Origin of the sequence: Aestuariibacter sp. A3R04, from assembly GCF_018860805.1 — a bacterium.
GTDB lineage: Bacteria > Pseudomonadota > Gammaproteobacteria > Enterobacterales > Alteromonadaceae > Alteromonas.
On sequence record NZ_JAHKQR010000011.1, the window covers coordinates 642,092 to 668,260 of the forward strand.

At 46.9% G+C, this 26,169-nt stretch carries 25 protein-coding genes and 1 tRNA gene; 14 read left to right on the top strand and 12 right to left on the bottom strand.

What is annotated here, in order from left to right:
* The first annotated feature begins 32 nt into the window (after positions 1–32).
* Positions 33–1,340, top strand: a complete 1,308-nt coding sequence (locus KO518_RS12250; protein WP_216026100.1) for a short-chain fatty acid transporter — start codon at positions 33–35, stop codon at positions 1,338–1,340.
* Positions 1,341–1,385: 45 nt separating this feature from the next.
* Here KO518_RS12250 and ychF read toward each other — a convergent pair whose 3' ends face one another.
* The 8 genes from ychF to lolB form a co-directional block, all read right to left on the bottom strand.
* Positions 1,386–2,477: a redox-regulated ATPase YchF gene (ychF, locus tag KO518_RS12255; protein ID WP_216026101.1), complete on the bottom strand. Its 1,092-nt coding sequence runs from the start codon at positions 2,475–2,477 to the stop codon at positions 1,386–1,388.
* Positions 2,478–2,499: 22 nt separating this feature from the next.
* On the bottom strand, positions 2,500–3,096 hold the full coding sequence (gene pth, locus KO518_RS12260) for an aminoacyl-tRNA hydrolase (protein WP_216026102.1): 597 nt from the start codon (positions 3,094–3,096) through the stop codon (positions 2,500–2,502).
* A 5-nt stretch (positions 3,097–3,101) separates the two neighbouring features.
* The gene (locus KO518_RS12265) at positions 3,102–3,731 is read right to left on the bottom strand and encodes a 50S ribosomal protein L25/general stress protein Ctc (protein ID WP_216026103.1); all 630 of its coding nucleotides are present in this window, start codon (positions 3,729–3,731) and stop codon (positions 3,102–3,104) included.
* Between the two features lie 175 nt (positions 3,732–3,906).
* Complete coding sequence (locus tag KO518_RS12270; protein WP_216026104.1) at positions 3,907–4,305, bottom strand: hypothetical protein; 399 nt, start codon at positions 4,303–4,305, stop codon at positions 3,907–3,909.
* A gap of 150 nt (positions 4,306–4,455) precedes the next feature.
* Positions 4,456–5,403 (bottom strand): ribose-phosphate pyrophosphokinase, encoded by a 948-nt coding sequence (locus KO518_RS12275; RefSeq protein ID WP_216026105.1) that lies wholly within the window; start codon positions 5,401–5,403, stop codon positions 4,456–4,458.
* Between the two features lie 31 nt (positions 5,404–5,434).
* Positions 5,435–5,510 (bottom strand) — tRNA-Gln (locus KO518_RS12280).
* Positions 5,511–5,514: 4 nt separating this feature from the next.
* Positions 5,515–6,381: a 4-(cytidine 5'-diphospho)-2-C-methyl-D-erythritol kinase gene (ispE, locus tag KO518_RS12285; protein WP_216026106.1), complete on the bottom strand. Its 867-nt coding sequence runs from the start codon at positions 6,379–6,381 to the stop codon at positions 5,515–5,517.
* Positions 6,381–6,986, bottom strand: coding sequence for a lipoprotein insertase outer membrane protein LolB (lolB, locus tag KO518_RS12290; protein WP_216026107.1), 606 nt, complete (start codon positions 6,984–6,986; stop codon positions 6,381–6,383). Before lolB ends, ispE begins: the two co-directional genes overlap by 1 nt.
* A gap of 141 nt (positions 6,987–7,127) precedes the next feature.
* Between lolB and hemA the strand changes: the two genes are divergently transcribed.
* Genes hemA through kdsA form a run of 6 tightly spaced genes read left to right on the top strand, consistent with a single transcriptional unit; the run spans position 7,128 to position 13,207 of the window.
* Complete coding sequence (hemA, locus tag KO518_RS12295) at positions 7,128–8,393, top strand: glutamyl-tRNA reductase (protein WP_216026108.1); 1,266 nt, start codon at positions 7,128–7,130, stop codon at positions 8,391–8,393.
* A 10-nt stretch (positions 8,394–8,403) separates the two neighbouring features.
* Positions 8,404–9,489: a peptide chain release factor 1 gene (prfA, locus tag KO518_RS12300; RefSeq protein WP_216026109.1), complete on the top strand. Its 1,086-nt coding sequence runs from the start codon at positions 8,404–8,406 to the stop codon at positions 9,487–9,489.
* Entirely contained in the window at positions 9,489–10,340 is an 852-nt protein-coding gene (gene prmC, locus KO518_RS12305) for a peptide chain release factor N(5)-glutamine methyltransferase (RefSeq protein ID WP_216026110.1), read from the top strand. Before prfA ends, prmC begins: the two co-directional genes overlap by 1 nt.
* A 50-nt stretch (positions 10,341–10,390) precedes the next feature.
* The gene (locus tag KO518_RS12310) at positions 10,391–11,962 is read left to right on the top strand and encodes a DUF3369 domain-containing protein (RefSeq protein ID WP_216026111.1); all 1,572 of its coding nucleotides are present in this window, start codon (positions 10,391–10,393) and stop codon (positions 11,960–11,962) included.
* Positions 11,963–12,337 carry a SirB2 family protein gene (locus tag KO518_RS12315; protein ID WP_216026112.1) on the top strand — a complete coding sequence of 125 codons (375 nt, stop codon included), beginning with the start codon at positions 11,963–11,965 and terminating at the stop codon, positions 12,335–12,337.
* A 15-nt stretch (positions 12,338–12,352) separates the two neighbouring features.
* Positions 12,353–13,207, top strand: coding sequence for a 3-deoxy-8-phosphooctulonate synthase (gene kdsA, locus KO518_RS12320; protein WP_216026113.1), 855 nt, complete (start codon positions 12,353–12,355; stop codon positions 13,205–13,207).
* Between the two features lie 66 nt (positions 13,208–13,273).
* Here kdsA and KO518_RS12325 read toward each other — a convergent pair whose 3' ends face one another.
* On the bottom strand, positions 13,274–13,540 hold the full coding sequence (locus tag KO518_RS12325; protein ID WP_216026114.1) for a hypothetical protein: 267 nt from the start codon (positions 13,538–13,540) through the stop codon (positions 13,274–13,276).
* A gap of 215 nt (positions 13,541–13,755) precedes the next feature.
* Between KO518_RS12325 and KO518_RS12330 the strand changes: the two genes are divergently transcribed.
* The 5 genes from KO518_RS12330 to fusA all read left to right on the top strand — a co-directional run bounded on the left by KO518_RS12330 (position 13,756) and on the right by fusA (position 18,977).
* Complete coding sequence (locus tag KO518_RS12330) at positions 13,756–14,655, top strand: transcriptional regulator GcvA (RefSeq protein ID WP_216026115.1); 900 nt, start codon at positions 13,756–13,758, stop codon at positions 14,653–14,655.
* Positions 14,645–15,280, top strand: a complete 636-nt coding sequence (locus tag KO518_RS12335) for an alpha/beta family hydrolase (RefSeq protein WP_216026116.1) — start codon at positions 14,645–14,647, stop codon at positions 15,278–15,280. The genes KO518_RS12330 and KO518_RS12335 overlap by 11 nt, the downstream gene beginning before the upstream one ends.
* The gene (locus tag KO518_RS12340) at positions 15,274–15,654 is read left to right on the top strand and encodes a DUF423 domain-containing protein (RefSeq protein ID WP_216026117.1); all 381 of its coding nucleotides are present in this window, start codon (positions 15,274–15,276) and stop codon (positions 15,652–15,654) included. Before KO518_RS12335 ends, KO518_RS12340 begins: the two co-directional genes overlap by 7 nt.
* Positions 15,647–16,723, top strand: coding sequence for a 23S rRNA (cytidine(2498)-2'-O)-methyltransferase RlmM (gene rlmM / locus KO518_RS12345; RefSeq protein ID WP_216026118.1), 1,077 nt, complete (start codon positions 15,647–15,649; stop codon positions 16,721–16,723). The genes KO518_RS12340 and rlmM overlap by 8 nt, the downstream gene beginning before the upstream one ends.
* Positions 16,724–16,889: 166 nt before the next feature.
* On the top strand, positions 16,890–18,977 hold the full coding sequence (fusA, locus tag KO518_RS12350) for an elongation factor G (RefSeq protein WP_216026119.1): 2,088 nt from the start codon (positions 16,890–16,892) through the stop codon (positions 18,975–18,977).
* A 188-nt stretch (positions 18,978–19,165) separates the two neighbouring features.
* Here the strand turns inward: fusA and KO518_RS12355 are convergent, their stop codons facing one another.
* The 3 genes from KO518_RS12355 to KO518_RS12365 form a co-directional block, all read right to left on the bottom strand.
* Positions 19,166–19,447, bottom strand: a complete 282-nt coding sequence (locus KO518_RS12355; RefSeq protein ID WP_216026120.1) for a hypothetical protein — start codon at positions 19,445–19,447, stop codon at positions 19,166–19,168.
* Positions 19,448–19,578: 131 nt separating this feature from the next.
* Positions 19,579–20,598: a glycerophosphodiester phosphodiesterase family protein gene (locus tag KO518_RS12360; protein ID WP_216026121.1), complete on the bottom strand. Its 1,020-nt coding sequence runs from the start codon at positions 20,596–20,598 to the stop codon at positions 19,579–19,581.
* Positions 20,599–20,672: 74 nt separating this feature from the next.
* Positions 20,673–23,366, bottom strand: a complete 2,694-nt coding sequence (locus tag KO518_RS12365) for a TonB-dependent receptor (protein ID WP_216026122.1) — start codon at positions 23,364–23,366, stop codon at positions 20,673–20,675.
* Between the two features lie 187 nt (positions 23,367–23,553).
* Here KO518_RS12365 and KO518_RS12370 point away from each other — a divergent pair, with 187 nt between their 5' ends.
* Positions 23,554–24,675 carry an ROK family protein gene (locus tag KO518_RS12370; RefSeq protein WP_216026123.1) on the top strand — a complete coding sequence of 374 codons (1,122 nt, stop codon included), beginning with the start codon at positions 23,554–23,556 and terminating at the stop codon, positions 24,673–24,675.
* 116 nt (positions 24,676–24,791) lie between these two features.
* A complete protein-coding gene (locus KO518_RS12375; RefSeq protein WP_216026124.1) occupies positions 24,792–26,165 on the top strand; it encodes a glycoside-pentoside-hexuronide (GPH):cation symporter in 1,374 nt (457 codons plus the stop codon).
* Positions 26,166–26,169 lie beyond the last annotated feature (4 nt).

Here is a 26,169-nt window from a genome sequence, read left to right on the forward strand (position 1 = left end):
GTTTTCTTTGTTCCTTACAGGAAGAATAAAAAATGTTGACTAAGGTTGCTTCTCCCTTTGTTAAAGTTGTAGAGCGTTATCTGCCCGATCCCTATATTTTTGTCTTGTTACTCACCTTGGTGGTGTTTGCGGCAGCAATGGGTATAGAAGGGCAATCGCCGATTCAGATCATCGAGTATTGGGGAAATGGTTTGTGGGGGCTGTTGAGTTTTTCGATGCAAATGTTGCTGGTGCTGGTGTCGGGTTACATGTTAGCCAGCACGCCGGTAGTGAAAATCGCGCTAAATCGCTTGGCAAGCCTGGCAAGTAGCGCACCGAAAGCCATTGTTTTAGTGTCAGTGGTATCGCTGGCGGCAAGCTGGCTTAACTGGGGCTTTGGTTTGGTGGTGGGGGCGCTGTTTGCCAAAGCATTGGCAAGACACGTTGAAGTGGATTACCGGTTACTCGTTGCCAGTGCTTACTCTGGTTTTGTGGTATGGCACGGTGGGTTAGCGGGTTCTGTGCCCTTAACTATTGCCACGCCAGGGCATTTTACGGCAGACCAAATAGGCGTGATAGCCACGTCCGAAACCATCTTTGCTGCGTTTAATCTGGTATTGGTGGCAATGTTGTTTGTTGCTGTTCCTTTGATTAATCGGTTAATGCTGCCAACCCGAGAGAAAAGCGTCATTGTTCCGGCATCTCGGTTAGAAGACGATAAACTTCCTGAAGTAGCAAACAAACGGCCAGCTGACAAACTGGAAAATAGTGTGCTGCTGGCACAACTCATCGGTTTGTCAGGTTTGGCGTATCTGGCGATGCATTTCTTCAAGGGGGGCTCGCTAAATCTCAATATTGTTAACGGGCTATTTATGTTTTTAGCAATTGTGCTTCACGGTACGCCCCGAGCTTTGCTTCACAGTTTACAGCAGGCGATAAAAGGCAGTGCAGGAATTGTTATTCAATTTCCCTTTTACGCTGGCATCATGGCGGTGATGGTGCAATCTGGCTTGGCGCACAGTATGTCGCAATGGCTTATTAGTTTCGCAAGTGCTGAGTCGCTGCCGGTTTGGAGTTTTATTAGTGCCGGTATTGTCAATGTCTTTGTACCATCGGGAGGCGGGCAATGGGCGGTACAGGCGCCTGTGGTTTTGCCTGCGGCACTAGCGTTGGGCGCAGATGTAAATCGAGTGGCGATGGGGGTGGCTTGGGGTGATGCGTGGACAAACCTCGTTCAACCTTTTTGGGCACTGCCAGTGTTGGCCATAGCCGGGTTGAAGGCCAAGGACATTATGGGTTTTTGTGTGGTTCAGCTAGTACTAACTGGGGTGATAATTGGGGGAGTGTTGTATTGGGTTTAAACAAAAACACCGCCTTAAGGCGGTGCTTTTTAAATACAATATTTACTACACATTAAAGCGGAAGTGAATGACATCGCCATCTTTTACGATGTAGTCTTTTCCTTCCAGACGCCATTTACCCGCGTCCTTTGCACCTTGTTCCCCACCAAATTCTACGAAATGGTCGTAACTCACCACTTCTGCACGTATGAAGCCTTTTTCAAAGTCGGTGTGAATTTTACCAGCTGCTTGAGGCGCCGTTGAACCTTCAGGGTAAGTCCAGGCGCGCACTTCTTTTACTCCAGCGGTAAAATACGTTTGCAAAGTAAGCAGGTTGTAGCCGGCGCGAATAACACGGTTCAGACCGGGTTCTTCCAACCCCATATCCTGCATGAACTCTTCCCGCTCGTCATCTTCCAGCTCTGCAATTTCGGCTTCTATTTCCGCGCATACCGCAACCACAACAGCGTTTTCACCTGCGGCAATTTCTTTTACTTGATCTAAATACGGATTGTTTTCAAAGCCGTCTTCGTTGACGTTAGCAACATACATAGTCGGTTTTAACGTCAGCATATTCATATAACTAATAGCGCCTATTTCTTCTTTGCTCAGTTCCAAAGAGCGAAGCAAGTTACCTTCATCTAAATGAGGTTTAATTTTTTCCAGTACTTTCAACTCGTACTTGGCATCGGCGTCACCGCCTTTGGCGCGTTTTGCTACGCGGTGAATGGCCTTTTCTGTGGTTTCTAAATCAGACAACGCCAACTCTGTGTTGATAACATCGATATCGTCTTTCGGGCTGACTTTTCCTGCAACATGAACAATGTTGTCATTTTCGAAACATCGTACAACGTGGCCAATGGCGTCGGTTTCGCGTATGTTTGCCAAGAATTTGTTGCCCAAACCTTCGCCTTTAGATGCACCTTCAACCAAGCCAGCAATATCCACAAATTCCATCGTAGTTGGAATTACCCGCTGAGGCTTAACGATTTCAGAGAGCTTGTCGAGACGCAAATCTGGCACCGGCACTACGCCAGTGTTTGGTTCAATGGTACAAAACGGGAAGTTAGCCGCTTCAATTCCGGCTTTGGTAAGTGCGTTGAACAGGGTAGATTTACCCACATTTGGCAGACCAACGATGCCACATTTAAAACCCATGTGCTGGACCCTTGTTAAGTTATTAGCCTTGAACGTCAGCTTTAAAACTATGCAGTCTGTTCTGGGCTTGCTTTAAATCGTTTTTAATTAAAATCTCGGTACACCGGACAGCTTCATCTATTGCGTCATCTATCGCGTGCTTTTCATTTGCCGGTGGCTTGCCAAGCACATGGCCAGTTACCCTGCTTTTATGACCAGGGTGACCGATGCCAATGCGCAAACGCAAGAAATCTTTGTTATTGCCCATTTTGGCGACAATGTCGCGAATGCCATTCTGACTGGAGCTTCCACCCACTTTGTATTTAGCGATACCGGGAGGCAAATCAAGCTCATCAAAAGCAACCAAGATATTCTCTACGGGAATGCGGTAGAAATTGGCAAATGCCGCAACCGCCTGACCGCTTTTGTTCATAAAAGTAGTGGGGTATAGCAGACGAATATCTTGAGTGCCTACAGTAATGCGACCAGTGAGACCAAAAAACTTACTTTCGGGCTTTAGGGGAGTGTTATATCGCGCCGCCAGTTCATTCAAGAACCAAGCGCCAGCGTTGTGCCTTGTGTGTTCGTATTCTGGGCCCGGATTTCCCAGGCCCACAATCAGACGAATATCTGATGACAAGCTGATTATTCCTCAGCTGCGTCTTCTTCGCCTTCTTCAGCGTCAGGTGCTTTAGGCGCAGGTTTAACAGTGACTACTGCTAGGTTATGTGTTTCGTCACCTTTCGCCAGTTCTACAGACGCAACGCCTGCAGGCAGGGCTAGATCAGACAGGTGAACGGTAGAATCCATTTCAACGGCAGCCATGTCTACTTCGATGAACTCAGGCAAGTCTTTAGGCAGACAAGTGATTTCAATTTCGTTTACGTGGTGTTCAGCAATACCGCCAGCTTTGATCGCTGCAGATTTTTCTTCGTTTACGAAGTGCAAAGGAACGCTTGTATGCAGTTCTTCACCAGCAATAACACGCTGGAAATCGATGTGAGTGATCTTAGGCTTATAAGGGTGGCGTTGCATATCTTTGACCAGCGCTTCGACTTTCTGACCGTCAATGTTTAAGGTCAGAACGTGAGAGTAAAACGCTTCGAAATCAGCGGCGTTGTTCACTTTGTTGTGATCAAGTGTCAACGCTACTGGTGCTTCTTCACCACCGTAAAGGATAGCAGGTACTTTATCTGCATGACGAAGGCGGCGGCTCGCACCTTTCCCCAGGTCAGTACGGATCACTGCATCCAGGTTGAAAATTGCTCCAGACATTAATATGTCTCCAATGTTTATAAGTTATATTCTGTGAGTTTTTGCGACCAAAACTCACGCGATACGGCGAATAAAAAGTGTTATTTGCCGGCCCGGAAATAAAAGGGCGGCGAATTCTACCACTGCGTGTAAGGATATACAAACCAGATTTACCAATTATTACCCGGCGTGCGTATTAAATAATGCTGACACCCGGTTTTTCGGTCACTTGGCTGCTATCGGAAGACAACACTTCCTTTACTTCGAAAACACTACCAAATTGTCTGGTTGTCATAATGTCATTGCGAACCGAGCCTGACAGTGTGAGGATCATGCCATTTTTCCGGTAAGCCTTGTCTATGCCCCGTAGTGTGTACTTTGCACCGTCGTTAGCAATAAAGCCTAAAAAGCCGCCTTCATGCTGCTGATAGATCAATTTGCCTGATATTGTCATTGTTGCCATGGATTTATCTCCGGCTTGTACCGATTGCTGTGTGCTGTCGGTGATAGTTTCTGGTGCAGAGTCAGCAGACTCTGAGCAAGCGACTAGACCAATAGTGACAAAGGTGAATAACGCTAAACTGAATTGATTCATAACGCCCTGACATGTAGCAAACTAAAACGCTATTGTGCCGCTAAAAAACTGAATGAACAATGAATAACACAGGAAACAAAATACAAGGAAAAAAAATCGCAGGAAAGCAGATACACCCGAAAAGTAATATGGCAGGTGTATCTGTTTGGCTTAGTATTCGAACATGGCGGAGATTGATTCTTCGTTACTAATGCGACGAATGGTTTCGGCCAGCATTTCGGACAAGGTTAATTGTTTTACCTTACCAATGGCTTGCATGTCTTTAGACAATGGAATGCTGTCAGTCACAATGATTTCATCAATCACTGATTCTTTTAGATTGGTTGGCGCGTTTCCGGAGAATATGGCATGGGTTGCATAAGCGTAGACGTTGCGTGCACCGTGATTTTTCAGTGCTTCAGCAGCCTTGGCAAGGGTACCTCCGGTATCAATCATGTCATCAACAATGATGCAGTCGCGATCAGTAACATCACCGATGATGTTCATTACCTGAGATACGTTGGCTTTTGGGCGGCGCTTATCAATGATGGCAAGGTCTGCGTCGTTGAGCAGTTTTGCCGTGGCCCGGGCTCTGACTACGCCACCGATGTCAGGTGAAACGACAATAGGGTCAGCGAAATCTCGTCGAACCATGTCTGCCAGAAGTATAGGCGTTCCAAACGCGTTATCAACAGGTACGTCAAAGAAGCCCTGAATTTGTTCTGCGTGCAGATCAATAGTAAGCACGCGGTCGACACCTACATTCGAAAGGAAATCAGCAACAACACGTGCTGTAATTGGTACCCGGGCTGAACGTACCCGACGGTCTTGTCTGGCATAACCAAAATAGGGAATGACAGCAGTAATTCTGCCTGCAGATGCGCGGCGTAACGCGTCGATCATCACGATCAGTTCCATCAGGTTGTCGTTGGTTGGTGCACAGGTAGACTGGATAATAAAAACGTCCGAGCCACGGACGTTTTCATGAATTTCTACGCTGATTTCACCGTCGCTAAAGCGACCAACACTGGCGTTACCTAATTTGGTATAAAGGCGTTCGGCAACCTTATGGGCAAGTTCGGGGACAGCATTGCCTGCAAAGAGCTTCATATCTGGCACAAGTGGTTCCTCAGTGCATTGATAATAGTGGTGGCTGGGGTAGCTGGACTCGAACCAACGAATGGCGGGATCAAAACCCGCTGCCTTACCAACTTGGCTATACCCCAAAATTTAGTTCATGTCCGATGCTTCGTTCACGCGTTCTAGCTTTTCTTGTAAAGGCGACGTATTTACACCTTTTGCAACAAACCCGTTCCAGTGTTCAGGTAAAATATTCACTACCTTTTGCGCTGAGGCTTCATTGTCAAACACGGCAAATACGCAGGCGCCTGTGCCCGTCATCCGCGACGGTGCGTAGTGTACCAACCACTGTAATAAATTTGCAACTTCAGGATGCATTTTACACACAATTGATTGGCAGTCATTTCGGGTGGAGTCAAAGGAATAGTCTTCCCATGCGATGGCGGGGGTGTCGCGAGGTAACGTCGGTTCGCTGAAAATATTCGCAGTACTCACGTGTACACCTGGATTGATAACGGCATACCATTTTTCTGGCAGTGCCACGGGAGAAATGGTTTCGCCAACTCCGCCTGCAAAGCCGGTAGCGCCATTGACAAACACGGGCACATCGGCACCAAGAGACAGCCCAAGGCGTGCCAGTGCTTGTGTGCTCAGCCCGCATTGCCACATTTTGTTGAGAACTACCAGGGTAGTCGCAGCGTTAGATGAGCCTCCGCCAATACCGCCTCCCATGGGTAACTGTTTTTTCAAAAAAATGTTTGCACCTTTGGCTACCTTGGCGTACTGCTGTAAGAGCCGGGCGGCTCTGACTACCAGGTTGTCTTCGTCTTTCACCCCAGTTAGAGAAGGAGACAGCGTAATCTTGCCACTGTCGTTAATTCTGAAGGCCAGTTCATCGCCTACATTTAACAATTGAAAAAGTGTTTGCAGTTGATGGTAGCCGTTTTCATAACGTCCTAGAATGTGAAGAAATAAATTGAGTTTTGCGGGGCTTGGCCACCACACTTGTTGAGGCATTACCGTATTGTCCACTGATTAATTTTAATTTTTAACATAGTAGTGCTGTGATGTGGCTGTGTCAGTGTCAACTGATGGGGTAACCACAAATCATCTATATTGCTGTATTGGTCGTAGTTTACCTGCCAAAAGCCACAGGCGGAACAACCTGGGCTCAGCGATGTCAGCAGTTGTTTGTCGTTTAAGCGATAGCTATCCTGTTCAAGGGGAAGGCCCTTTATCCAGTTTTGTAATTTGGCGATGGGGATGTCCCAGTTGGTAACCTGATAAATAAGCACTGACGGATCGGTATGAGTGTAGGTTTTGCCATCCGCTCGCAATGTGGCGATACCATCGCGGTATGCCATATGGGCCAGGGTGACCCCCAGAACATTTGACAATCTAAAATCAAAATCAGTGCCATCGGTTTTCCAGTTCAAATTCGCGCTTACCGCTTCTTGTTTGGTTCTGACTGCCATTTTTCCGCTTATCTGCCAATGGGTCACGTTCTTTAATTTCTCTAACTGCAAAGGGAGATCTACTGCGGTTTGCGGGCCGTCGGGGGCGATGGTACAGGCGCTCAACCCCACTGCGGCCGCAAACGTTAACACAATCCTGAAATTCATTATTAAGCATTCCCGATATTGAAACGGTGGCCAAACCGGTGATATTTGACGATTTCTTATGTGAACACAGTTTCAGGAACACTTTCAATCATTTTGGCTTTTTCGTACAATGCCGCTCCGACGATGCCAGCTTGAAAATGAATGACCTTTACTGCCCTCGGAATTAACCACAAAACAGCCCCAGTTGCACTACGCGAAAAGGTTGCTTTTACACCTGACTCTCTGGTGGGCGCGCTGGCGTCTTTAAAAGAGCAGGTTGGGGTGGAAGAATCCGTTATCGTGTCTACCTGCAATCGCACGGAAATTTATATTAACGGTGGGGAAGGCGCGGACACACTTTTCGCGTGGCTGGCAGATTTTCACAACGTGGCCAGAGAAGATATCGAACAAAACAGCTACCTTTATCAACACGATGATGTGGTGCGGCACGTGATGAGAGTAGCTAGCGGGCTGGATTCACTTATTTTAGGCGAGCCTCAGATACTGGGGCAGGTAAAGCAAGCCTTTAGTGACGCCAAACATTCAGGTACCGTGGGCACTGAGTTTGAACGGCTGTTTCAACACACTTTTTCCGTAGCTAAAAAAGTGCGGACAGAAACAGAAATCGGCGCGAATGCCGTATCTGTGGCATTCGCAGCTGTTCAATTGGCCAAACATATTTTTAGTGCATTACCAAAGCGTTCGGTATTGTTGGTAGGGGCTGGGGAAACCATTGAGTTGGTTGCCCAACACTTAAAAGAACAGGGTGTGCAGCGGCTTGCTGTGGCGAATAGAACCGTGGCAAGAGCCGAAGCGCTGGCGCGAAGCTTAAATGCTGAGGTGTTAACCCTTTCTCAGTTGCCCGAACATTTGAAAGATTTTGATATTGTCATTAGTTCAACGGCCAGTCAGTTGCCGTTAATTGGCAAGGGGATGGTAGAGAAAGCACTAAAGCAACGTCGCAACATGCCTGTTTTTTTAGTGGATCTTGCCGTACCCCGTGACATTGAGTCCCAGGTAAACGAACTGAGTGACGCTTACCTGTACACGGTTGATGATTTGCAACATATTGTAAAGCAGAATCTCGCATCGCGCGAAGTTGCTGCCCGGGAAGCTGAACAGATGATTGCCGAGCAAGTCACGCAGTTTTCAAGCTGGAAAAAGTCTCAGCAAACCATAGATTTAGTGCGACAGTACAGACAAAAAGGCATGCAATCCCGGGATGAACTTCTCGCCAGAGCCATGCATCAATTGGCGGACGGTCGCGCTGCCGATGAGGTAGTGAAAGAGCTTTCTTACAAGCTGACTAACGCGTTAATGCATGGTCCTACACGGGTGTTGCGGGAAGCTGCACAAAAAAATGACGTTGCATTGACTCAATGGTTGGGTGATGCAATGGATCTTGCGCCCCCAAAGCAAGAAAAATAAGGTAAAAAATATGAAAGAGTCAGTAGTCAGAAAGCTCGAACACCTGGTAGAACGCTTTGACGAAGTGCAAGCCCTGTTGGGTGACCCTGGAACCATTTCTAATCAGGACAAGTTTCGAGCACTGTCAAAAGAATTCAGTCAGCTAGAAAACGTAGTAAAAGGGTTCAATGCGTACCAACAGGCCGAGGAAAACCTTTCCTCGGCAGAAGAAATGCTTGAAGAAGACGATGCTGAAATGCGGGAAATGGCGCAGGAAGAGATCAAGCAAGCGAAATTAGATTTAGCGCGGCTGGAAGACGAGCTACAAATTTTGTTATTGCCCAAAGATCCCAATGACGATCACAACTGCTTTTTAGAAATACGCGCTGGCGCAGGCGGTGACGAAGCGGCTATCTTCGCTGGCGATCTGTTTAGAATGTACAGCAGGTATGCGGAAACCCAGGGTTGGCGCGTGGAAATCGTTAGCCAGAACGAGGGAGAACACGGCGGTTTTAAAGAAATTATTGCCCACCTTTCCGGCGATGGTGTGTACGGTGTAATGAAATTTGAATCCGGGGGACATCGGGTTCAACGGGTTCCCGAAACGGAATCTCAAGGGCGCATTCATACCTCTGCCTGTACCGTTGCCGTGTTGCCGGAAATCCCGGAATCAGAAGCCATTGAAATAAATTCGGCAGATTTGCGGGTTGACACTTTTCGCGCTTCCGGCGCTGGAGGGCAGCACGTTAACAAAACTGATTCTGCCATTCGTATTACTCACTTACCCACAGGTCTGGTGGTAGAGTGCCAGGACGAGCGTTCACAGCACAAAAACAGAGCAAAAGCAATGTCGGTTCTGCAAGCGCGACTAAACCAAATGGAAGAGGAAAAGCGTGCTGCAGAGGAAGCTTCTACGCGAAGAAATCTAGTGGGGAGTGGCGATAGATCTGAGCGAATTCGCACTTATAACTTTCCCCAGGGCAGGGTAACGGATCACCGGATAAACCTGACGCTTTACCGGTTAGACGAAGTGATAGAAGGCGACCTTGCTGCTATGCTCGACCCTATACGGCAGGAACATCAGGCAGACTTACTTGCGTCGCTGGCAGACGAGTAATGTCACCTACGATTGCCCACGCGCTTGCGTGGGCGAAAAGCATCTTAGCTAGCGCCGGCAGCGACTCTCCCTCAACTGATGCCAGGCTTTTACTTGCTCATGTGTTAGGCAAAGATCAAACATATCTGTATACCTGGGCAGATAAAATCCTGTCAGATCGTACTTATGTGGACTTTCAGCATCTCGTCAACGCCCGGCAGCAGGGCGAACCGGTTGCGTATTTGTTGGGCTATCGGGACTTTTGGACGTTGCGGCTGGCGGTAAACCCAAGCACGCTCATTCCTCGGCCGGAAACAGAATTGTTGGTTGAACACGCGTTAGGGCGGTTGTCGGAAGATGCGTCCAGTCTGTGTGATTTAGGCACGGGGACAGGCGCCGTCGCCCTGGCTCTGGCCAGCGAACGGCCTGATATTTCCGTTACTGGCGTAGACAAAGTCGCTGGCGCAGTTCAACTGGCCAGGCAAAACGCAATTGTGAACCAGCTTATCAACGTACAGTTTTTGCAAAGCGATTGGTTCGGTGCCCTTGGCAATTCCCAATTTAATTTGATTGTGAGCAATCCGCCATATGTTGAGGAAGGCAGTCCTTATTTAGAAGAAGGGGACGTGCGGTTTGAACCGCGCTCAGCACTGATTTCCGGCAAAGATGGACTTGAGGATATCAGGCATATTATCGGTGCAGCTATCCCCTACTTGCAGGCTAAAGGCTGGCTGTTGCTTGAGCATGGTTATCAGCAAGGAAAAGCCATTCGCGGACTCTTTGCTCACTACGGCTATACTGCGGTAGAAACGGTTCAGGATTATGCGGGATTAGACAGGGTGACGATGGGACAACGCAATACTTGCGAATAGGCACACTTTGCGTATGCTTTTACTGTTAACAGGATCACGGATAGTAATTAATGAGCGATGACTTTTTGTTTGCGGATGACGATGGTGAGGAAGAACTGTCGGTAGTGGGTACGTGGAAAGTACTCATAGTAGATGATGAACCGGAAGTTCATACGGTCACCAGGCTGGCGTTAGGGGATTTTGTCCTCGATGATAAACGCCTCGATTTTGTCAGTGTGTATACCGGAGAGGAAGCCAAAGCTTATTTTCGTCAACATCGTGATGTGGCAGTGGTGCTGCTCGATGTTGTTATGGAAACAGATAATGCCGGCCTGGAGGTTGCCGAGTATATTCGCAATGAACTGGATAATCACTTCACCCGCATTATTCTGAGAACCGGGCAGCCAGGTCAGGCTCCTGAGCGAAGCGTCATTGTTAATTACGATATCAACGACTACAAATCCAAAACGGAATTAACTGCGCAAAAACTATTTACTGCGATGATTTCCTCTCTGCGTTCCTATCGCGATATCGTTGTTATTGAGGAAAGTCGGGCAGGGCTTGAAAAAATCATAGATGCGTCGGCAGATTTATTCACATCCCGCTCTTTGGAAAAATTCATGCAGGGCCTTATACAGCAGCTTTCCTCGATCATGGGGTTTTCCAAAGATGCCGCATACATCACCAATGCTGTTGCCGTTTCCCGCCCCCTGAAAACGGATGCGGCTGAGGACGAATTATTCGTGTTCGCCGGAAACGGCGAATATGCAGGCTATGAAGGGCAACAGTTAAAAGAAAGTATATCCGCCGATGTGTATGAACTGTGTATTAAAGCACTCAATGAAAAACGCATTATTTTTGGCGATGACTATGTGGTAGCGTATTGTTACAGCAAACACCACAAAGGCTCAGTACTGTATTTGTCGGGCGTGCCAAGACGCCTTAATGCCAACAGTATGCATATGCTTAAACTCTTTTCTGATAATGTGCAATTGGCCTTTGAAAACGTGTTGATAACCCAGGACGTTGAAAGTACGCAACGGGAAATAATTGAGCGATTGGGGCGAGCAATGGACAGCGATACTCAAACCAGTCGACATATTCAACGAATGGTCGAAATGGCCGATTTGCTGGGTCGTTATGCCGGTTTGTCTGAAACGGAGGTTTACACGCTCAGGATGGCCATTCCTCTTCATGATGTGGGTAATACCAATGTCTCTTCTCAGATCCTGATGAAAACTGATGAGCTGTCTGAAGATGAGCGCTTTGCTATCCGCCAACATGCGGAATTTGGCTATCAAATTTTAAAAGACTCCGACAGCCCAACTATCCAACTGGCGTCAATACTGGCTAAAGAACATCACGAGCGCTGGGACGGAAAAGGGTATCCCGCTGGGTTACAAGGCGAAGCCATAAAGCTTGAAAGTCGCATAGCTGCCCTTGTTGATGTATTTGATGCGTTGCGTAACCAGCGTCCGTACAAACCGGCGTGGTCACTTGAAAAGACGTTGAAAACCCTCACCGGCGAGAGTGGCAGACATTTTGACCCCAATCTCGTTAAACTACTGGTGGAAAACGCGCCCCGATTCGACGCTATTCAACAATGTTTGTCAGATAAATTTGTCGCAAATAAGGAAAACTAAATGTATATGATGGCCAAGCATATTCACCTCACTGCCGTGGCTTTGAGCGTGTTTCTTTTTGTACTGCGATTTCTTTGGTCACAATACAACAGTGCAGTATTGCAAAAGACGTGGGCTAAAGTCTTACCCCACGTAATAGATACTGTACTGTTGGCAAGTGCTATTTGGCTGTGTGTTTTATTGAGTCAATATCCGCTTCTTCAGGGCTGGCTCACATTCAAGCTGGTAGGGCTTATTGTGTATATCTTTCTCGGCTTAGTCGCCTTAAAGCTGGGGCGTAACACGGCGGTAAAATGGGCCGCTTTTGTCGGTGCGCTTGTCTGCCTGGCAGCCATTGCTCATGTAGCTGTGACTAAGCAACCTTTGTTTTTGTAGATTTGGAACAACTTTATGACTCACTCCAAACATGAAATTTCCTTTGGAAATATCACTGTTAACAACAACAAACCTTTTGTATTGTTTGGCGGAATGAATGTACTGGAATCCCGCGATTTGGCGATGAAAATTGCTGAACACTATAAGGAGGTGACCAGTAAACTCAATATTCCTTATGTATTTAAAGCGTCTTTTGACAAAGCAAACCGTTCGTCTGTTAATTCTTATCGAGGGCCTGGCCTGGAAGAGGGGTTGCGGATTTTTGAGGAGATAAAACGCACCTTTGATGTGCCTTTAATTACTGATGTTCATGAACCCCATCAGGCCGCACCTGTTGCCGAAGTGGTTGATGTGATCCAATTGCCGGCGTTTCTCGCCCGGCAGACCGATTTAGTTGTTGCAATGGCAGAAACCGGTGCAGTGATAAACGTTAAGAAGCCCCAGTTTCTTGCTCCCCACGAAATGCGGCACATTATTGGTAAGCTGAACGAAGCCGGCAACGATAAAGTCATTCTTTGCGAGCGAGGGAGTTGTTTTGGATACAATAATCTTGTGGTAGACATGTTGGGCATGGATGCGATGAAGGCATACGCCCCGGTAATTTTCGATGCAACACATGCGTTGCAAATGCCTGGTGGTCGTGCAACCTCTGCGGATGGCAGAAGAGCACAAGCTGCGCAGTTAGCGCGAAGTGGTATGGCATTGGGGTTAGCGGGGTTGTTTATTGAGGCACATCCAAACCCGGATGAGGCGAAATGCGATGGGCCATGTGCATTGCCGTTGTCTAAACTTGAGCCGTATTTACAACAAATGAAAGCGTTGGATGAATTGATTAAGGGGTTTGCGCTACTCGATACAAGCGCGAACTAACAGGACGCTGATGGCGATTGCCAGCCCTGGAAGTGGGCTGGCAGTCGTATCAGGTGTGGATATAGGTTATTCAGATTTTTCTGAAGACACCTCTTCTTGTTGCTCTTTTTCATTCATGGCGAGCAACTGTTTAGCAATGGCTTGTTGGGTTTCAGAAGTTAGAATACTGGTTACCTGCTCCTGTACGTTAACGGTAAGACTGCTTAGGTCAATAGCGTCAATTACCGGTGTAATGGTAACTTCTGAAGAAAGTTCTTCAGAGATAGTTGGATACGCAGTAGTTGATGCCAGGATGATGGCCATTTGGCCAATAAATTTTTTGAATTTAGTCATTTCACACCTAATATAAATAATTTAACATTAATTAACAATTAGTGCGCTTTTTTTACAAATGAAGTTGATAACTTCTTGAAAATAAGTGCTCTAATTTGAAAGCGAGTGAATAGTAAACAGTTTTTCACTATACTTAAACCGAATAAAATTGTCGCATTTGCATTAGAAAAACTAATGGAGAGTTAATTTGTCTGTCATCTTCTTACGGAGTGTTTGTGCACCGACGTCTACCCCCGCTAAACGCCCTGAAGGCCTTTGAAGCCGCTGCGCGTCATTTGAGCTTCACCAAAGCTGCAGATGAACTGTTTGTAACCCAAGCGGCGGTAAGTCATCAGATCAAAGCGCTGGAAGAATTCTTATCAATGAAATTGTTCTTGAGACGAAACCGCACCTTGTTGTTAACGGAAGAAGGTCAGGCGTACTTTCTGGAACTGAAGGACATATTTAAAAGCTTGCAGGAAGCCACTGAGCGACTTTTGGCAAAAGGCAGTAAAGGCGCTGTGACAGTTGCCATGCCCCCCAGTTTTGCCAGCCAGTGGTTGGTGCCAAGGATCAGTAAGTTTAGTGCCGTTCACCCCGATATTGACGTTCGAATTAAAGCCGTGGATTTTGATGAAGGTTTTCTTGCCGATGATGTCGATGTTGCGATTTACTACGGGAAGGGGCGATGGAACGGGCTTAAAGCCGATAAGTTGCATACTGAGTATTTAACGCCCCTATGCTCGCCACTATTGTTCGGTGGGCCTAAACCATTGCAAAAGCTCAGTGATCTGAGACACCATGTGTTACTCCACGATATGAGTCGGGACGCCTGGAAAAACTGGCTCAAAAGCGTGGGGGTATTTGGTGTAAATGTCAATCAAGGCCCGGTGTTCAGCCATTCCATGCTGGTATTGCAAGCTGCTGCACTAGGGCAGGGAATTGCATTGGGTAATACAATTTTAGCTCGTCCAGAGTTAGATGCCGGCCGGTTAATAATGCCTTTTGAAGAAAAAGTAGCCAGTCGGGACGCCTTTTATCTGGTTTGTGATGAAGCTCAGGCAGATTTGGGTAAAATTGCCGCTTTCAGAACCTGGATCCTCGCCCAGGTTGAAGAGGAACAATATGACGTTTAGTACCCACATTGATAGGGCTGACAACGAAAAGGCGGTGTTCATTTTTGGTCATGGTGCCGGCGCGGGAATGGCGTCAGGCTTTATGCGGGATATGGCGAGGCTGTTGTGCGACCGGGAAATTACTGTCGTTCGCTTCAATTTTCCGTATATGCAAACCATGGTTGAGTCGGGTAAACGCAGGCCACCTGATAAAATTGACAAGATGGAAGCCCATTTTTTGACCTTGACGGAATCCGTTTCACAATCGACATCAGCCCCTGTATATATTGGTGGGAAGTCCATGGGAGGGCGTGTATCTACACTTGTGCTTGAAAGCGCTGGAGCTGACGGTGCTATTGTATTTGGCTACCCGTTTCATCCGCCAGGGAAAGCAACCAAACTGCGTACAGCACATCTTGAAACTATCAATAAACCGGTTTGTATTATTCAGGGAGAGCGAGACACTTTTGGCACGCAAGAGGAAGTTGAGGGATATTGCTTGTCCGATAAGGTAACATTGCATTTTATGCCCGATGGCGATCACAGTCTGAAACCTCGCAAAGCGAGCGGTTATCACTTAAGTGAACACTTAGTTGCCGCCGCTGATCACGCACTATCATTTATTAACAGGCATCTATCATGCTAAGACCTTTTTTACTTATCGGTGCAATTACAGCGCTGACGTCTGTGATTTTTGGCGCGTTTGGTGCCCATGCATTAAAAGGTATTCTGTCGGCAAGCCAGTTGACGGCTTATCATACCGCGGTAGATTATCAATTTTATCACGCGCTGGCGCTACTTGGCTTACCAGCGTTACAGCAATACGTGAATGTAAAGTTGCTAAAAATCACCGGGCTGTGTTTTGTCCTCGGCACTGTTTTGTTCAGTGGTAGCATTTACCTTCTCACGCTACTGGAATGGGGTTTCGTTGGGCCGTTAACACCTCTTGGCGGCGCTTGTTTTATGTTTGGCTGGGGCAGCTTGATCTTCGGCATTGCCAAGGGGCGATACGGTGAATAGTTTGTTGATTTATTGCCGGGCAGGTTACGAGTCGGATACGGCAAATGAAATGAATTCGCTCTCGGTTTCATTGTCTATTTTCGGCTATCCAGAATTCACGCCTGAGCAGGGTTTTATACTGTTTCACTTTTACGGGCAGGGTGACGCTGACAGAATGGGACAGCGATTGGCCGTGTCTGAGACTATTTTTGCTCGTCAGATTGTCGTTGTGACCGCGTATCTACAGGAGCTTGACAAAGGCAATCGCTTGGGCCCGGTATTAAACGCTCTTGCCGAGGCCGATTCTGAGGAGTGGAAAAACACATTGTTGTTTGTCGAACATGCCGACACTGAACGCGGTAAGGCGTTGGCCAAGTTTTGTCGAAAATTTACTGTGCCGTTGCGCCAGGGTCTGCGCAAGCAGGGCAGGTTGACCTATAAAGAAAGGGATGATGGCCGGGCGTTACACGTTTTTTTCACCGATTATGACCATTGTTATGTGGGTCATTCGTATCCCGATTGCCGCAGTCCATTTGCGCTGGGAATTTGCCGATTGAAATTTCCACCCAAAGCACCTAGCCGTTCTACGTTAAAGTTAGAAGAAGCCATTTTGACAATGTTGGATGACGATGATCGCGCCTCTATTTTTCGAGAGGGTGCCAGGGCCGTTGATTTGGGAGCGTGTCCGGGAGGTTGGACTTATCAACTGGTTGCCAGGGATATGACCGTAGAGGCAATCGATAATGGCACTATTGATGAATCTCTAATGGCCACGGGCTTGGTGGATCACTACGCGGAAGACGGTTTTACCTATAAGCCGAAATTTGGCCGTGTAGATTTGCTGGTGTGTGATATGATAGAGCGCCCGGATAGAGTAGCGGTGCTAATGAGTGAATGGCTTGAAAAAGGCTGGGCGGATCATGCTATTTTCAACCTGAAGTTGCCCATGAAAAAACGCTACGACACCGTAACAGCTGCTATCGGGGAAATAACAGCGCGATTAGGTAAAAAGGCAAAGGACTACCAGTTAAATGTCCGGCACCTGTACCACAATCGCGACGAGGTTACCGTTACTGTCATAAAAGGTTAATTTTGCTTTTGTGATGGTAACTCTATGTTTATAAACATAAAAGCATTGGCTTGGCGCGAAATTGCTGAATAAGTTTTAGACTTTTTTCGCAAAGGACTATAAATCTGGTATTGAAATCCTTTATAATCCGGCCGTTTTTTTACTCTGAACCAACGAAAGTGAACTAATGTCAGAATTATCTCATTACAGAAACATTGGTATTTTTGCCCACGTAGACGCGGGCAAAACGACCACCACAGAACGTATCTTGAAGCTAACTGGTCGAATTCATAAGATTGGTGATACTCATGATGGGTCAACCACTACTGACTTTATGGAACAGGAAGCTGAGCGTGGTATTACCATCCAGTCAGCGGCGACGACCTGTTTCTGGAAAGATCACCGCATGAACATCATCGATACCCCAGGGCACGTTGACTTTACAGTTGAAGTATATCGTTCACTGAAAGTACTCGACGGCGGTATTGGTGTATTCTGTGGTTCTGGCGGCGTTGAGCCTCAGTCTGAAACCAACTGGCGCTATGCGAACGAATCAGAAGTTGCTCGTGTAATCTTCGTTAATAAGCTGGACCGCATGGGTGCAGATTTTTACCGTGTTGTCGGCCAGGTCAAGAAAGTTCTTGCGGCTAATCCACTGGTGATGACGTTGCCAATCGGTATTGAAGACGAATTTAAAGGCGTTGTTAACCTGCTCGATATGAAAGCGTACATCTGGGATGACTCTGGCTTGCCAGAAAACTACGAAGTGGTAGACATTCCTGAAGATATGGTTGAAAAAGCGAACGAATACCGTGAACAACTTATCGAAACTGCCGTTGAGCAAGATGACGACCTGATGATGGCTTACATGGAAGGTGAAGAGCCTTCTCTAGAAGACATCAAGCGTTGTATCCGCAAGGGTACTCGTGACTTGGCATTTTTCCCAACGTACTGCGGTTCTGCGTATAAGAACAAAGGTATTCAGTTGGTACTGGACGCGGTTGTAGACTTCCTGCCTTCTCCCACTGAAGTTGATCCACAGGATTTGACTGACGAAGAGACCGGTGAGCCTACCGGTGAAGTAGCAACAGTATCTGTTGACGAGCCGTTCCGTGCCCTGGCGTTCAAGATTATGGACGACCGTTTTGGTGCATTGACGTTTATCCGTATTTATTCTGGTAAACTGAATAAGGGTGACACCATCTTAAACGCTGCTACTGGTAAGACTGAGCGTATCGGCCGTATGGTTGAGATGCACGCTGACGAACGTACAGAACTGACATCTGCACAAGCCGGTGACATTCTTGCCGTCGTAGGTATGAAGAACGTGCAAACTGGGCACACGCTGTGTGATCCTAAGCACCCTTGTACACTTGAGCCGATGATCTTCCCTGAGCCAGTAATTTCTATTGCTGTTAAGCCTAAAGATAAAGGCGCGAACGAGAAGATGTCTATTGCTATCGGTAAACTGGTTGCAGAAGATCCTTCGTTCCAGGTTGAAACTGATGAAGATTCTGGCGAAACCATCCTCAAAGGTATGGGTGAACTTCACCTAGACATCAAAGTAGACATCCTCAAGCGTACTTACGGCGTTGAGTTGGAAGTAGGTCAACCTCAGGTTGCTTATCGCGAAACTATCACTCAAGCGGTTGAAGATAGCTACACGCATAAGAAGCAGTCTGGTGGTTCTGGTCAGTTCGGTAAAATTGATTACCGCATCCGTCCGGGCGAAACTAATTCCGGCTTTAAGTTCGAATCTACGGTTGTGGGTGGTAACGTACCTAAAGAATTCTTCCCTGCCATCGAAAAAGGCTTTAAGTCTATGATGGAAGAAGGCCCATTAGCTGGCTACCCAGTACTGGACGTTGAAGTTGAACTTTACGATGGTTCTTACCACGCAGTTGACTCCTCTGCCATTGCGTTCGAAATTGCAGCAAAAGGTGCATTCCGTCAGTCAATGCCAAAAGCCGGTCCTCAATTACTTGAGCCGGTAATGAAAGTTGACGTGTTCAGCCCTGAAGACAACGTTGGTGACGTAATTGGTGACCTTAACCGTCGTCGTGGTATGATCAAAGACCAGGAAGCTGGCGCAACAGGCGTTCGCATCAAGGCAGATGTACCTCTGTCTGAAATGTTCGGTTACATCGGACACTTGCGTACTATCACGTCAGGTCGTGGTCAGTTCTCAATGGAATTCAGTCACTACGCTGCATGTCCTAACAACGTAGCTGAGAAAGTAATGGAAGAAGCAAAAGCGCGTAAAAACGCTAAGTAATTCATTACTTGCTAAATAATAAAAACCCGCCAACTGGCGGGTTTTTTGTTTTCGAGGCTAGACAAAAAAGCGTAAGCCTTTACTCTGGCAAAATTGGGTTCTCCCCACTGCTTGGATAGTAACTATCGTGGATTCTTCTACTATTAATGTCAGTGTATGCTCTATGGCGAACTTCAAGGTCAGTAGCATTAAGCCTGAATGAAATAGTGCCCAAGAAAAAGCTGCCAGGTTTTACCGGCGCCCTCTGTATAAGCATCCGCATAGCTAACTTTTTTAATATCGCCCATCATCGCCACGTCAATTTCTACAAACCGGCATTTTGCGTCAACTGTTGCGGCTTCAATAGCGCCGAAGATATTTTCAGCTTGCTGTATGGAGTGGTCTAATGGCTGATTGGGGTTAGCGATACGCTTAGGGCCCCATATACCTCGGTGGGGTATGCCTATAAAATCTGCTTTGTTTTGGTGCATTTGGGGCACTTTTAAATGGTCGAGTGCGAGGCAATCAGCCCTACTGAAAGGGCCAGTATCATTTTAGGTATGTTCATAATTATCCCGTTATAAAGTAAATGTGAAACGACGTGGTGTTGCTTTTGTACTGGTTAATTTGCGAGTGTTACCGGCTTTCGCTTTTGCTTATCTTGCAAATATTGGATAAGGAATTTAGGTTCATCAGTTTGAATAATGGTGGCACCATGTTCTATCCAGAAATCAAACACCTGCGCCGGGTATTTAAGGCCCAGGATATCGTGACGACCGCCATTCCATTGCAGGGCATCTAAGCGTCCCCGTAGTGCATCGATGTACAGGGTGTTCATCCACAAGTGGCTGTTAAACTGTTGGTTAAGGGCGCGGGTTTTAGATGAAAAAAGAATACCGCCGTCTTTGGTCAAGTAGCTGCCATCGTCATAGTCCGGTATACCCACCACCATCTCAACGGCAGAGGGGCTTAGCTGCGTATAAGTCGCTTTTATATCGTCAAATGACGAGATTTTTTTGTCCCGTAGCATGGGCATAAAATCTACAGTAAAGGGCAGGGAGGCCATAAGCTTCTCAATCGCCTTTCGCTGTTCGGGCGAGTCTGCTTTTCCTTTCAATATTATGTGGTCTAACACGCCCATCTTATGGGCAATCGTCAGGGTTTCGCTTAATTCGCTTAGCGCGAGTTTTGGGTCAAGATTTACCATAATATTGCCCCGAACAAGCTCATAGACTTGTTCAAGGGTAGGTATCTGGTGTGCCGTCACTTCGCCGGTGACTTCAGTTATCAGGCGCAATTGTTGCACTTGCTGATAAGTGAGTTCGGCAATTTTTCCCGTGCCATTAGTGGTGCGATCAACAGTGGCATCGTGCAAAATAACAAACCGGCCGTCTTTGGTGGCTCTAACATCCAGCTCAACCATATCCACACCTAACTCAATGGCATATTCAATGGCCGGCAGCGAATTTTCTGGCAGTACAATCTGGCCATCTTCCATAAAGGCCGCACGGTGCGCAACAACAAAAATGTAGTCTTCAGACGGGGAATGCCACTGGGTTAAAATTGTTTCTATGTTATTGGCAGATGCCGGGTTAAAAACGTGTAGAACGATGAAAAATATAACAGTGCGTAGCTTGAACATAATGCTTGGTATTTCCTTATCAGCGAGTGAATAGCACAACAAAAAAAAGCGGTGTCTGGGCACCGCCGTGGCTATCAGAAACGGTAAGCTGCGCCTACCCAGAACGATTTTCCATAATCCCGGGTCCAGTGAATGCGACCGGAGTTTAACAGTTGATGCTCTGCTTCATCAGACAAATTACGTCCTTCGAAAGAAACGTTAATCCCGTTTTGAAATTTGTACCTCACCCGTAAGTCGACAAATGTTTGGTTGTCGATAAACTCGTCATAACTGGGAGACGACGCACTAGAAGATACTTGGCGCTTGCCCTTGTAGCGTAGCGCAACGCGGATATCGAACCGAGATGGTGTCCAAAATACACTTAAGTTGGCGATGTCTTTGGGTTGGTGAATTTGTCCATACAATTCACGTTTGCTGTCATCTGACGTTTCAATAGCGAAATCACTGGTAATATGAGAATAGTTGAGCGATATGCCCACGTCGTCGAGTTGCTCACTTAACCCGCCAAAGCTATTTATGAGCATACCCGCTTCAATACCTTTTAATGCAGTGCTGGTAGCGTTAGTCGGTTGAGTAGTGTTTTGCGTATACTCAAGCCCATCGATAGTCACGCTTTCTGTGGTTCTGCGGTTGTAGATTTCGTTATCAATTTTTTTGTAAAACAGGCCTGCAGACATGGCAATGCCGGCTTTGGGATAGGAATAATCAAAGGCCAGGTCGATATTCTGTGCTTCCCGTGGTTTAAGGTTAGTGTTGCCCGAACTAATAGAAATACTTTGATTCGTATCATCAATGTTGCGACTACCGCGTACGGCGAGATCACCGTATTCCGCTCTGCCCAAAGTTTCACTGTATGCTGCCCGGAGCTTTGCCCGATCACTTAACTGATAATTGGCCGTAAGGGATGGGAGCAGGTGGTTGTAAGAACCCGATTGAGTTCGCAACACATAGTCAGGCGTTGTGGGGTCGTCATCACTTAAGCGCTGACCGCCCGTTGAATCAACATCAGTACTCTCGTAGCGAAGGCCGCCAAGTAGAGTAAGATTATCTGTTGCGTAGCGCCCCATTACGTATGCAGCATCAATAGTTTCTTTTACGATAAATTGACTACTTAACCCTTCTGTTACCTGGTTTTTTCTGTCTTCCCAATCGTTCTGATTACTATCGAAATAGTTTAAAAAGAGTGCCGGATCGATAAATTGTTGCGGTTGGCCCGGCAACAGATTGGGTTCGAAATAGTTAAAATCGTCTGATAACACATTAGAAAGCGTGTAAGCCTTGGCACCGTCGCTACTTGGACGATAATCATGATCGAAGATCTGATCCTGGAAGCGTTCGTCAGTACGACGACTTATACCTGCTTTAACACCAAATGTGTTTGCACGGGTCCAGTTCCGGGTGAAGTCGAGTTTGAGTTGCGATGCATCCTGCTCGTTAATATCCAGGCGTGGGCGATAGAATTCAGGCGTGAAAAGTTCAGTATTCGTCCAATTATCTGCATTAACGAGGTTTATTACAGGGTAGTCGCCGCTGCTGTCATAGTTGTAGGCAAATGCTGCGCGATCATCTGCTTCAAAGCGTATTTGGTAAAAGGGGTTTTCTCGCTCTCCGGTGGCTTTAGATGCCAAAAAATCAATATGTTGGTCATCATCGAGCTGATACTGACCTCGAAAGGTCATACTTTTTAACGTGTTCTCATCGCCTTGTAAGAAATACTGGCGCTGTGTTCTGGCACTGTCAATCAAACCGGTTGTGGCGGTTAAATTATCAGGAATAGTGCCTTCACTTGAGCGGAAAATTAAGCTATCCCAGCGCTGCTCGGTATCATCTTCTGTGAATAAATACGAGGACAAGCTGAGGTAAAGCGCGTCGTTATTACTGAGATATTCCAGCTTTAACAGTGCGCCTTTGCGCTCGATTTCATTATTGTACTGGTAAGTTTGATTACCGTGAGGAATTTCAACACTGTCTTCAATGCCTTCTTCATAAAGTCGGGTGGTATATTGCTCTGTTTCGCCTGCATCATTCAGCCGTTCACCCAGTACACGGTATTCATTGTAGGCGACGCCAGGTAACCAGGTATCGCCGTTAGATTTTAGGTATCCAGCTGAAACGACAACACCGAATTGACTATTTTCCCCGAAGGTATTAGCAAAGGTGAAATTGGCGCGAGAGCTTAAATCGCCGCCGGCAGGGGTTTTGTCATGGTCGTATTTACCCAACGAGCCGCGCGCGAAGAAGTAAGCTGCGTTGTAATCAAAGGCACTGCGCGTGCGCACATTGATGTTACCGCCAATTGCGTTGGCATCCATTTCTGCCGTGAAGCTTTTGGCAACAGTTGTGGTATCAATCACACTTGATGGAATAACACTGAGTTGCGTTGCACGTCCATTTTTACGGGTAGATGGCACAATAGCGCCATCGATTGACAAGTAGTTGAAGTCGGAACGCATACCGCGAACCACGACGAATTCCGCGTCACCATTTCTGTCTTCCGTTGAAACACCGGTTATACGGGATATGGCTTCTGCTACCGAGAAATCTGGCAATGCGCCAATCTCATCGGCCGATATGGCATCAACTATATTGTCCGACGCATATTTTATCGCTGCCGCCCTTTGGTTCTGAAGCCGCGTACCGGTTACGGTTACCACTTCAGTTTGTTGGCTGTCCTGCGCAACTTGCATTGTATCTGCAAAGGACGATTGATGCGTGAAAGCAAGCCCCATCGCTAATGAAAGTGTTTTTACCTTAAATGCCGTGTGCATAAATCGTCTCCGTGAATAGCTGTCAGCTGTTGAATATGTGATCAATTTTTAATGCGAGCATCATATGGATGATTTGTGACAGTAATATTAAGTTAGCTTAACTTAATTTAATTGAAGTGTTTCGATCAGGCATGATTTGCTCTACACTAAATAACTATGTGAAGGGCACCACTGAGCAAAGCGCACCATGCCGCATCTAGAATTAAGTAATAGCGAGCGATTGATCTTAGAAATTGTCAGGCGGGAAAAGTCCAGCACACGGGTAGAAGTGGCTAAGCGTCTTAACTTTTCTAAAGTGCAGGCAACTAACCTTACGAAGGCTTTGCTAGATAAAAAGCTGGTGGTTGATCAGGCTGCGCCTACGGGGGCCAGAGGGCAACCGGTGAAAACCATTCGCTTAAATGCTAACGCTTTGTATTCTGTTGGGGTGACGTTTACCGGGGCATATATGGAGATTGCGCTGGTAGATTGGACCGGGGGGATCAGGGTGAGTGAATCAGTGAAACTCAAAAGCCAGCATTCCCTCGATGCTTTATGTCAGTCTATTTCAGCGTTTATAGAGCAGCAGTTGAAACCCAATTCGGTTGCCAGGAAAAAATTTTGCGGAGTAGGGATTTCCATTCCTGGCGATTTTACCTACGCACGCAGAAAAATGAATGCTGTGTACTTTCCTGAACTTGAAGACGTAGATTTGCTCTCAGCATTTACGTCACGCCTAGATTATCCGGTTTACATTGAAAATGATGGTACCTGCGCGGCGTGGGGTGAGTCAGTCGCTGGCGCGGGGAATGCGTTTGACCATTTTGTGTTTGTCCACATAGGTCATGGTATTGGTGGTGGAATTATTATCGACAGACGCGTTTATAGAGGTCGAAATGGCAACGCCGGTGCGTTTGGTGCGCCATTTCCACATTTAGACAAATCCCGACCATCAGGGGCTGATTTACTTAAGACACTTCGCTCGCACGGCATTCAGGCAGACGACTTTGCTGACTTGCGAGACTTATCAGTAGACACTTGCGAACCGCTAAAAAGCTGGCTGCAGAGAGCCGCTGACCAATTGGCACAGCCGTTAACAGTACTTGCCCGTGCGTTGGATCCCCAAGCCATTATTATTGGCGGGCGTCTGCCACTTGATATTTTACAGGCATGGCTTCCCTATATTAACAACGACGGCTTTTGCCAATTTGATAAGCACAAATTACCGGTGCCAGAACTCATTGCCAGTGAATTGGGTGATTTAGGCGGCGTGGTGGGGGCGTCGCAGTTGTGTTTTGAACATAGCCTCTTTGCCAGGAAAACTTTTTAACAGCCTGGCCGAGGGAGTCACAAAACTGTTATCCAATACAGATAATCTCATTGGATCGGAACAATACTTCACCTGTGGCGACAGTCACGGGTGATCACAGGTAAATTGGAATTGCCGTGACTTCCAGTCCACTTTCTCGCGCTCAATCCCTTGGCTATGCCGGTGGTAACTTTGGTAAAAATATCGTTGCCAATACTCTTGGGTATTTTTTATTAATTTACATCACAGATGTACTGGGTATCGACCCTAATTTAGCCGGTATTATTGTGCTAGTCGCGCTGATTGTTGATGCCGTGTTAGACCCGCTTATTGGGTGTCTTTCAGATCGAAAGCATAGCCGGCGCTTTGGTAAATATGGACGTTACATTATTTTCGGAGCGCCGCTCTGCTCACTGAGTTTTGTGAGCATATTTTATTTGCCTTTGGTCACAGAAAACCCGGTTACCACGGTATTTGCGTGCCTGTTACTTTTTAGAGCAAGTTATACGTTAATCGATTTACCTCACAACGCATTATTATCGAGGATCAGTGACAATAGTCGCGAGCGAGCCCACGTGGCAACGCAGCGTTTTTTCTTTAGTTCAATTGGTTCATTGTGTGTCACCGTGGCAGCTTTTGAATTGTTCGGCAGCACTTCTACCGTGGCGCAAGCAACTTTATTTCAAGAGTTTGCCGTGTTCGCAGCAAGCGTTTCGGTAATCGCTGTATGGCTGTCGTGGTATGCAGTACGCGAGCGGGATGTGAATGCAAGTCAGCATGTGCTGACTTGGTCACAACAAATCAGTGGGCTTAAGTTTCTCATCGTCGATAGTCACGCCATTATCATTTTAGTTGCAAGTTTCTTCTGCGCGCTGACAGTACCGATTTTCACGAAGGGTTTTAGTTATTTCTGTAAGTATAACCTTAGTGATCAGACGCTGATTGCCAAGGGGTTAACGCTCATGGTTATTGCACAAACGGTGTCGACGCCGGTTTGGTCTTATTTGTCAACCCGATTTGAAAAGCATCATACCTTGATTGCTGCTCATGGGGTGAATGTTTTATCAGTGCTGTTTTTTATTTTTTTTGTGACTGATGGCAATGCTCTTTTTACGCTTGGGTGCTTATTAGTGGGGGCTGCAGCAGGTGGGTTGTGGTCGGTTATTTGGGGTATGGCGCCCGATGTTATAGACAAGGTTAATTGCGACACGAAGATCCGTTCTGAAGCCCTTTTCATCGCGTTGGTTGTGGTACTGATGAAAATCGGCCATGGCCTTAGTGCGTCAATACTGGGCCATGTGTTGACCGATTCTGGTTACGTGGCAAATTCGGCACAAAGTGATGTTGTGCTTGACGCCATCCGCTGGGTGACGTTTGGCTTCCCCGTATTCGGCGCGATTATTTGTGTGGCGAGTTTGTGTAAATATCGGCTAGGTCACGCTCAGCATGAACAGATCCAAACAGCATTGCAGGAACAACGGGAATTGAACAATAACGTGACAATGAACTGACTAA

Bases quoted from the DNA above. Each gene is read 5' to 3' on its own strand.
- KO518_RS12250 (WP_216026100.1), top strand. From the start codon at position 33: ATGTTGACTAAGGTTGCTTCTCCCTTTGTTAAAGTTGTAGAGCGTTAT.
- ychF (WP_216026101.1), bottom strand. From the start codon at position 2,477: ATGGGTTTTAAATGTGGCATCGTTGGTCTGCCAAATGTGGGTAAATCT.
- KO518_RS12265 (WP_216026103.1), bottom strand. From the start codon at position 3,731: ATGTCTGGAGCAATTTTCAACCTGGATGCAGTGATCCGTACTGACCTG.
- KO518_RS12270 (WP_216026104.1), bottom strand. From the start codon at position 4,305: ATGAATCAATTCAGTTTAGCGTTATTCACCTTTGTCACTATTGGTCTA.
- ispE (WP_216026106.1), bottom strand. From the start codon at position 6,381: ATGCCTCAACAAGTGTGGTGGCCAAGCCCCGCAAAACTCAATTTATTT.
- lolB (WP_216026107.1), bottom strand. From the start codon at position 6,986: ATGAATTTCAGGATTGTGTTAACGTTTGCGGCCGCAGTGGGGTTGAGC.
- hemA (WP_216026108.1), top strand. From the start codon at position 7,128: ATGACCTTTACTGCCCTCGGAATTAACCACAAAACAGCCCCAGTTGCA.
- prfA (WP_216026109.1), top strand. From the start codon at position 8,404: ATGAAAGAGTCAGTAGTCAGAAAGCTCGAACACCTGGTAGAACGCTTT.
- prmC (WP_216026110.1), top strand. From the start codon at position 9,489: ATGTCACCTACGATTGCCCACGCGCTTGCGTGGGCGAAAAGCATCTTA.
- KO518_RS12310 (WP_216026111.1), top strand. From the start codon at position 10,391: ATGAGCGATGACTTTTTGTTTGCGGATGACGATGGTGAGGAAGAACTG.
- KO518_RS12315 (WP_216026112.1), top strand. From the start codon at position 11,963: ATGTATATGATGGCCAAGCATATTCACCTCACTGCCGTGGCTTTGAGC.
- kdsA (WP_216026113.1), top strand. From the start codon at position 12,353: ATGACTCACTCCAAACATGAAATTTCCTTTGGAAATATCACTGTTAAC.
- KO518_RS12325 (WP_216026114.1), bottom strand. From the start codon at position 13,540: ATGACTAAATTCAAAAAATTTATTGGCCAAATGGCCATCATCCTGGCA.
- KO518_RS12335 (WP_216026116.1), top strand. From the start codon at position 14,645: ATGACGTTTAGTACCCACATTGATAGGGCTGACAACGAAAAGGCGGTG.
- KO518_RS12340 (WP_216026117.1), top strand. From the start codon at position 15,274: ATGCTAAGACCTTTTTTACTTATCGGTGCAATTACAGCGCTGACGTCT.
- fusA (WP_216026119.1), top strand. From the start codon at position 16,890: ATGTCAGAATTATCTCATTACAGAAACATTGGTATTTTTGCCCACGTA.
- KO518_RS12355 (WP_216026120.1), bottom strand. From the start codon at position 19,447: ATGCACCAAAACAAAGCAGATTTTATAGGCATACCCCACCGAGGTATA.
- KO518_RS12360 (WP_216026121.1), bottom strand. From the start codon at position 20,598: ATGTTCAAGCTACGCACTGTTATATTTTTCATCGTTCTACACGTTTTT.
- KO518_RS12365 (WP_216026122.1), bottom strand. From the start codon at position 23,366: ATGCACACGGCATTTAAGGTAAAAACACTTTCATTAGCGATGGGGCTT.
- KO518_RS12370 (WP_216026123.1), top strand. From the start codon at position 23,554: ATGCCGCATCTAGAATTAAGTAATAGCGAGCGATTGATCTTAGAAATT.